A 6244-nucleotide genomic window follows, 5' to 3' on the forward strand; every position below is an offset into this window, starting at 1 on the left:
GTTGTGAAATCGACGCCCCCGGTCGCCGACTTGGTCGCGGCAACGGTCGCGATGCCAGCGCCGGCGCTGGCCTCCATGTGCTGCTTGGCATCCTTCGACGCCATCGTCATGCCGGCCATCGAACTGGTGCCGCTGGTGAAGGCCGCCAGATTTGGATCGTAGACGCCCGAGCCCTTGCCGTCCTTGATCGAAAACTGAGTGCTTTGCAGGCCTTCGGGTCCGTTGAACTCGAAGGAGGCGCTCTGGGAGAAATCCATCGAGACATCCCAGGATCCGTCGCTGCGCGGCTTGACCATCAGGGCATAGGGCGCGAAGTCGAACTTCAGCAGTTTCTGGTCCGGAAATGATGCGGCAAGTGCCTTGAAATCGAACAGGATCTTGTAAGCACCACCTTCCAGCGAAACCTTCAAAATGCCTTTGTCGATCGCCTGCTTGCCGACATAGCGGGACAAGTCGTCGGACAATTGCTTCGCACCCTGACTGTCGACGGTCTGACTGAGAGCAGGGGCACTCAACGCAAGAAGGAACACGAATGGCAGGGCACGGTTCACGCGAATTCTCCGTTTGACCGAGAAGAAAGGCTTTGTCCGTCTGGTATGAAATTACCGCTGCAACCGCAAGGTGAGATCGACAACGGCATCCGGGCAGGCAATCTCGATCAAAGCACCAGCCGCATCAGCGGCCGACCGGCCTTGCGTTCCAACAGCCTCTCGAAACCAGCCTTCTCGAAGACCCGCGACGAGCCGACGAACAGGCCGATCGAACGCGAATCGCGAGACAGATCTATCGGACAAGCCTCGAGCAGCCGTGCACCGTTCTGGCGGGCAAAATCGATGCCGCCTTCGACGAGGCGATGCGTGATGCCCCTGCCGCGCGCCTTGCCGCGGATGAAAAAGCAGGAGATCGCCCAGACGGCCGGATCCGTGGCGTCGGCAGGATCGACCGGTGCCGACCCCCTGCCCTGGTTGTTCCATTCGGGCACGTCGGCGCGCGGTCCGATCTGCATCCAGCCAACCGCCTGACCGTCCTCGAATGCCAGCAGGCCCGGCGGCGGGCCGGCCTCGATGCGCGCCTTGATGTGGTCCTTGTTGCGTTCCCGGCTGCTCTCGCGACGCATCGCCGGCGCCAGCCGGAAGTGCGTGCACCAGCAGCCGTAGCAGGCACCTTGCTTGCCGAAGAGGTCCTCGAATTCAGCCCAAAGCTCGGGCGCAAGCGGCGCTATGGTCGTGCTCATGCGTTCTCCCCAGGCCAGCCTTGTCGCTGGCCTTGCACTGTCGTACCATTGCCTCTGTTCTCTTTATGTTCGCAGCGATGGCGGCCCCTGTCAACAATCCCGATCACGGTTTTTGCCGCGACTGCCTGATGCTTCAGCGCAGCCAGACGCGCCGCTGCGAGCGCTGCGGCAGCCCCCGGCTTGCGCGTCATCCCGAGCTTTACCGGCTGCATCTGGCCCATATCGATTGCGACGCCTTCTATGCGGCAATCGAAAAGCGCGACAATCCGGCGCTCAAGGACAAACCGTTGATCATCGGCGGCGGCAAGCGCGGCGTGGTCTCCACCGCCTGCTACATCGCCCGCATCCAGGGCGTCCGCTCGGCCATGCCGATGTTCAAGGCGCTCGAAGCCTGCCCGGAGGCGGTGGTCATCAGCCCCAACATGGAAAAATACGTCCGCGTCGGCCGCGAAGTGCGCGCCATGATGCAGGCGCTGACGCCGCTGGTCGAGCCACTGTCGATCGACGAGGCGTTTCTCGACCTCGCCGGCACCGAACGACTGCACGGCCTGCCACCCGCTGTGGTGCTGGCGCGCTTTGCGCTGGCGGTCGAGAAGGAGATCGGCATCACCGTTTCGGCCGGCCTGTCCTACTGCAAGTTCCTCGCCAAGATAGCGTCGGACTTCCGTAAACCGCGCGGCTTCTCGGTCATCGGCGAAGCCGAGGCGGTCGGCTTCCTGGCGGCGCAGCCGGTGACCATGATCTGGGGTGTCGGCAAGGCGTTCAACGCAACGCTGGAGCGTGACGGCATCCGCACCATCGGCCAGCTGCAGCAGATGGATCGCGGCGACCTCATGCGCCGCTATGGCACGATGGGCGACCGGCTCTACCACCTTTCGCGCGGCGAGGATGTCCGCCGCGTCGATCCCGATCAGGACGCCAAGAGCGTATCGGCCGAAACCACCTTCGACACCGACATCGCGTCGCTGGAGGAACTGATCGCGGTTCTCAGGGGTCTTTCGGAAAAGGTTTCGGCACGGCTGAAAAAGTCAGGCATTGCCGGGCGCACCGTGGTGCTGAAACTGAAGAGCCAGGATTTCAAGCTGCGCACGCGCAATCGCCAGCTCGGCGACCCGACCCGGCTCGCCGACCGCATCTTTCAGACTGGGGTGGAGCTTCTGCGCAAGGAAACCGACGGCACGAAGTATCGGCTGCTCGGCATCGGCGTCAGCGACCTCTCGGACGACGACAAGGCCGACCCGCCCGATCTGGTCGACATCCAGTCGCGCAAGCGCGCCATGGCCGAGGGCGCCATCGATGCCTTGCGCGACAAGTTCGGCCGCAAGGCGGTGGAAACCGGCTACACATTCGGCAAGGGCCGCGATGCCCATCCGCCGGAGCCGCTCGAGGATTAGGTGCGCTGCAAGTCTATCCTGCTCGTCACCACGCTCTTGCCGGTTTTCGGGTCGGTGTCGATGACGGTCAGCCGCATGCCGTTCTCGCCGCGTTTCTCGACCTTCATCTGCGCCCTTCGGTCGCCATTGACCTCCTTGGCCCAGCGAATGCCCAGGTTGATCGCATTGCCCGAACGGCTGCCGTTGAGTTGCGCCGGTCCCGTGCGAGAGCCGACATAGGTGCCGCTGTATTTGGCACCTGTAACTTTCAGATTGGCGCTGATGGCCCGCGACACCACAATGAGACCGCGGCAATTTCCATCCAGCGATAGCGAGGTTGAGGTCGCATTCGACTTGAAGCTGCACGATACGCTGACGTTCGGAGCATCCGTGGTTACCTGGACAGTGCCCTTGCCGGCGAAATTGCCCTTGAACGACTGAAGAAATTGGGTCTCGTCGGCATGTGCTGCGCCTGCCGCAACCAATAGACCGCCGGTAAGCGCGAATTGCGCGAAGGATCTCATCGAAGCTCTCCTTGTCGTTTTCGAAAAAAGGCGGGGCGATCCACGAGCACGGCTGACCATCGGGACTCAACGCCACCTACCATTTCAGGTTCCGTCCGCCACATGACTGTTTTACAACATCGAGCCAGTCGCGACTGGCCCAGAAGAATGCCTTGGCTAGCGGTTGCGGCAGAGGTGCTGGCCTGCGACATAGCGCGAATGGCACCCACCCCCTCGATCCCCAAGGCCGCGTTCTGGATGGCGCTGTCTATCGCCTCGTTCCTTGGCATGACGGTCGCCGGCCGGGCCACGACAGCGGAGCTCAACGTCTTCCAAGTGCTGGAGTTGCGCTCCGTGATCGGCTTCTTCATCCTGCTGCCGCTGGTGATGATGAGTGGCGGCTTTCAAGCCATGCGCACGCAGCGCCCGGTTGCCCATATCGCCCGCAACGTCATCCATTACACGGGCCAGGCGGCATGGCTCTACGCCCTCACCTTGATTCCGCTGGCCGTGTTGATCTCGATCGAATTCACCACTCCGATCTGGACAGCTATCCTGGCGGTGATCTTTCTGGGCGAAAGGCTGAACCGGCCCAAGTTGGCAGCGATCGCGCTGGGGCTGATCGGCGTGGTGATCATCGTGCGCCCCGGTGTCGGCTCGGTCGATCCTGGACATCTCGTCGTGCTGGGCGCCGCGGCCTGCTTCGGCATCTCGGTGGTCACCGTCAAGTCGCTGACCCGGACAGACAGCGTCGTACGCATCATCTGCTGGATGCTGATTGTCCAGTCGGTGGTCGGTCTCATCCCGGCGCTCTATACGTGGCGCAACCCGCCACTGGAGCTATGGCCATGGATCGTGCTGATCGCCTTCACCGGCATGTCGTCGCATTTCTGTATGGCCCGAGCGCTTGGCTATGCCGACGCGACCATCGTCTCGCCGATGGATTTTCTACGCGTGCCGCTATCGGCACTGATCGGCTGGCTGCTCTATAGCGAGCAGATCGACGCCTTCACCGCCGGCGGCGCGCTGCTGATCCTGATGGGCAATCTGCTCAATCTGCAGCGCAGGCAGATAAAGCCGGCCGAAGTGGCGGCGTCGTAGTCCCGCCGGCCGTCAGTTCCCTTCGTCGGGTATGTTGAGAAGATGGCCGCAGGCCTTGCAATGCACGGCGTCCGGCTCGTGCCGCCGCAAGCCGCACTGCGGACAGGGAAACAACACCTTGGCTGGCCGGAAGATCGCCTGAGCCAGTCTGACAAACAGCGATATGCCGATGATCATGGTGACGATTGCCGTCAGCTTGCCGGCCATGCCCGGCAGCACGATGTCGCCGAAGCCGGTCGTCGTCACCGTGGCGACAGTGAAATAAAGCGCGTCGATATAGTTTTCCAGGCCGGCGCCAGTGCGAAAGAAGAACGTGTAGACGAAGCCGGTGATGACGAACAGGAAGGTCAAAAGGTTGATGACCGCGTGGCTGGCCTCTCGCCACGGCCGCAGTCCTCGCATCTCGAAATGCCGCCAGAGCGAACCGCTGCGCGACAGCGACCACAGCCGCAGGATGCGCAGGAAGGCGAGATTGGCGAACGCCGTTGGCATCAGCAGCGTCAAGAGGATGAAGACATCGACCCACGAGGTCGGCTGCTTCATCAGCCGCAGCATGTTCTTGGAGGCAAGCAGGCGGGCAGCGAGGTCCGCGGCAACCAGCGCGGCCGCCGAATAGTCGAGCCAGAGGAAGGACGGCTTGTCCTGGAGAACCGGCGTCGCGATGAAGAAGGCGATGATGGCGAGGTCGATGACGACGGCCACCAGTTGGAACCGGAAAGCGGCCGGCGTGCGCCCATGATAAAGCCTGCGCAGCCGGTCACGCAGCCGCGCCAAGGCTGAAACCGCCTGCGACCCATTCCTCTGCGCCGGCTTCATGCTGACTGCGCCGGCGTTGGCCGCAGCGACCGCCCGGCTGATTGCCGCGCCCCGAAAAGAGCGGGGGTCACACCAATTCCACTTCGACCACGCCCGGCACCGCGCGCATCGCCGAGGCGATCTGCGGCGAGATACGGTAGCGGTTCGGCAGCTCTATCTCGATTTCACCCTCGCCTTCTTCCTTGATCAGCACGAAACTGACCTGGCCTTCGCCCCTGACGGTCAGTTGGCCGGCCAGCGTGTTGATCGGCGTGGCGTTGCGCACGAAGATACGCAGCGCCTTCTGGATGCGACTTGCCTCATCCTCCAGCGACTGCACCGAGTTGATGCGCAGATTGACGCCTTCCGGCCTGTCCTCGGCCGCAACGGTGATGACGACGGAGCGGCCGGCCTCGAGCAGGTCGCGATACTGTGCCAGTCCTTCCGAAAACAGCACGGCTTCGTACTGGCCTGACGTATCCGAAAAGGCGATGACGCCCATCTTGTTGCCGGTGCGCGTCTTGCGTTCCTGCTTGGATGTCACCGTGCCGGCCAGGCGGCCGGCGGCGGCACCGCGTTTGACGGCCGCCGAGAACTCGGCCCACGTTTGCACCCGCATCTTCTGCAGGGCCGCCTTGTACTCGTCGAGCGGGTGGGCCGAGAGGTAAAAGCCGACCACCTGGAATTCACGGTGCAGCCGGTCGGCGGCGAGCCACGGCTCTGTCGCCGGCAGATTGAGTGCCTGCGACTGGGCGCCGAGCGAGGCGCCGAAGATGTCGTGCTGTCCGGAAACCGCGTTCTGCTGCGCCAGCGACGCCAGCCCCATCATGCGTTCCACGCCCGCCATCATCGACGCGCGGTCGTGGCCGAAGCAGTCGAGCGCGCCGGCCATGATCAGGCTTTCGAAGACGCGCTTGCCGACGATCTTGGGATCGACCCGCTCGCAGAAATCGGCGAGGTTCTTGAACGGCTTTTCGCCACGCTGGGCAACGATGTGCTCGACCGCCGCGTCGCCGACGCCCTTGAGCGCTGCCAGCGAATAATAGATGCGGTTCTCACCGACCTCGAAGGGGCGAAAGCTCGATGTCACCGACGGCGCCAGAACCTCGATGCCGAGGCGCAGCGCGTCCTGGCGGAAATCGGCGAGCTTGTCGGTGTTGCCCATGTCGAGCGTCATCGACGCCGCCAGGAACTCGACCGGATAATGCGCCTTGAGATAGGCGGTCTGGTATGAAACC

At 63.3% G+C, this 6244-nt stretch carries 6 protein-coding genes and 1 pseudogene; 2 read left to right on the plus strand and 5 right to left on the minus strand.

The annotated features are described in order from the left end of the window. Both ENZ75_RS17290 and ENZ75_RS17295 read right to left on the minus strand, forming a co-directional pair. Window positions 1-551 (minus strand): annotated as a pseudogene (locus tag ENZ75_RS17290) (hypothetical protein); the annotation flags it as partial. Window positions 552-658: 107 nt separating this feature from the next. Further along, entirely contained in the window at window positions 659-1234 is a 576-nt protein-coding gene (locus ENZ75_RS17295; RefSeq protein ID WP_024503584.1) for a GNAT family N-acetyltransferase, read from the minus strand. Between the two features lie 65 nt (window positions 1235-1299). Here ENZ75_RS17295 and ENZ75_RS17300 point away from each other — a divergent pair, with 65 nt between their 5' ends. Continuing rightward, window positions 1300-2628: a DNA polymerase IV gene (locus tag ENZ75_RS17300; protein WP_013531937.1), complete on the plus strand. Its 1329-nt coding sequence runs from the start codon at window positions 1300-1302 to the stop codon at window positions 2626-2628. Here the strand turns inward: ENZ75_RS17300 and ENZ75_RS17305 are convergent. After that, window positions 2625-3131, minus strand: a complete 507-nt coding sequence (locus ENZ75_RS17305) for a hypothetical protein (RefSeq protein ID WP_024503586.1) — start codon at window positions 3129-3131, stop codon at window positions 2625-2627. The two genes, ENZ75_RS17300 and ENZ75_RS17305, sit on opposite strands and share 4 nt — an antisense overlap. A gap of 198 nt (window positions 3132-3329) precedes the next feature. On the opposite strand from ENZ75_RS17305, the gene ENZ75_RS17310 reads away from it, so the two are divergent. Next, the gene (locus ENZ75_RS17310; RefSeq protein WP_013531939.1) at window positions 3330-4211 is read left to right on the plus strand and encodes a DMT family transporter; all 882 of its coding nucleotides are present in this window, start codon (window positions 3330-3332) and stop codon (window positions 4209-4211) included. Window positions 4212-4223: 12 nt separating this feature from the next. Here the strand turns inward: ENZ75_RS17310 and ENZ75_RS17315 are convergent, their stop codons facing one another. Together ENZ75_RS17315 and ENZ75_RS17320 are read right to left on the minus strand one after the other, a co-directional pair. Continuing rightward, a complete protein-coding gene (locus ENZ75_RS17315) occupies window positions 4224-5027 on the minus strand; it encodes a potassium channel family protein (protein ID WP_063167892.1) in 804 nt (267 codons plus the stop codon). A gap of 67 nt (window positions 5028-5094) precedes the next feature. Continuing rightward, a partial coding sequence (locus tag ENZ75_RS17320; protein ID WP_245481167.1) for an OB-fold nucleic acid binding domain-containing protein occupies window positions 5095-6244 on the minus strand: 1150 nt, incomplete at its 5' end.

It is taken from the genome of Mesorhizobium sp. M7A.F.Ca.CA.002.04.1.1 (assembly GCF_004022805.1).
GTDB classification, from domain to species: Bacteria; Pseudomonadota; Alphaproteobacteria; order Rhizobiales; family Rhizobiaceae; genus Mesorhizobium; species Mesorhizobium ciceri.

Bases quoted from the DNA above. Each gene is read 5' to 3' on its own strand.
- ENZ75_RS17305 (WP_024503586.1), bottom strand. From the start codon at position 3,131: ATGAGATCCTTCGCGCAATTCGCGCTTACCGGCGGTCTATTGGTTGCG.
- ENZ75_RS17310 (WP_013531939.1), top strand. From the start codon at position 3,330: ATGGCACCCACCCCCTCGATCCCCAAGGCCGCGTTCTGGATGGCGCTG.
- ENZ75_RS17315 (WP_063167892.1), bottom strand. From the start codon at position 5,027: ATGAAGCCGGCGCAGAGGAATGGGTCGCAGGCGGTTTCAGCCTTGGCG.
- ENZ75_RS17300 (WP_013531937.1), top strand. From the start codon at position 1,300: ATGTTCGCAGCGATGGCGGCCCCTGTCAACAATCCCGATCACGGTTTT.
- ENZ75_RS17295 (WP_024503584.1), bottom strand. From the start codon at position 1,234: ATGAGCACGACCATAGCGCCGCTTGCGCCCGAGCTTTGGGCTGAATTC.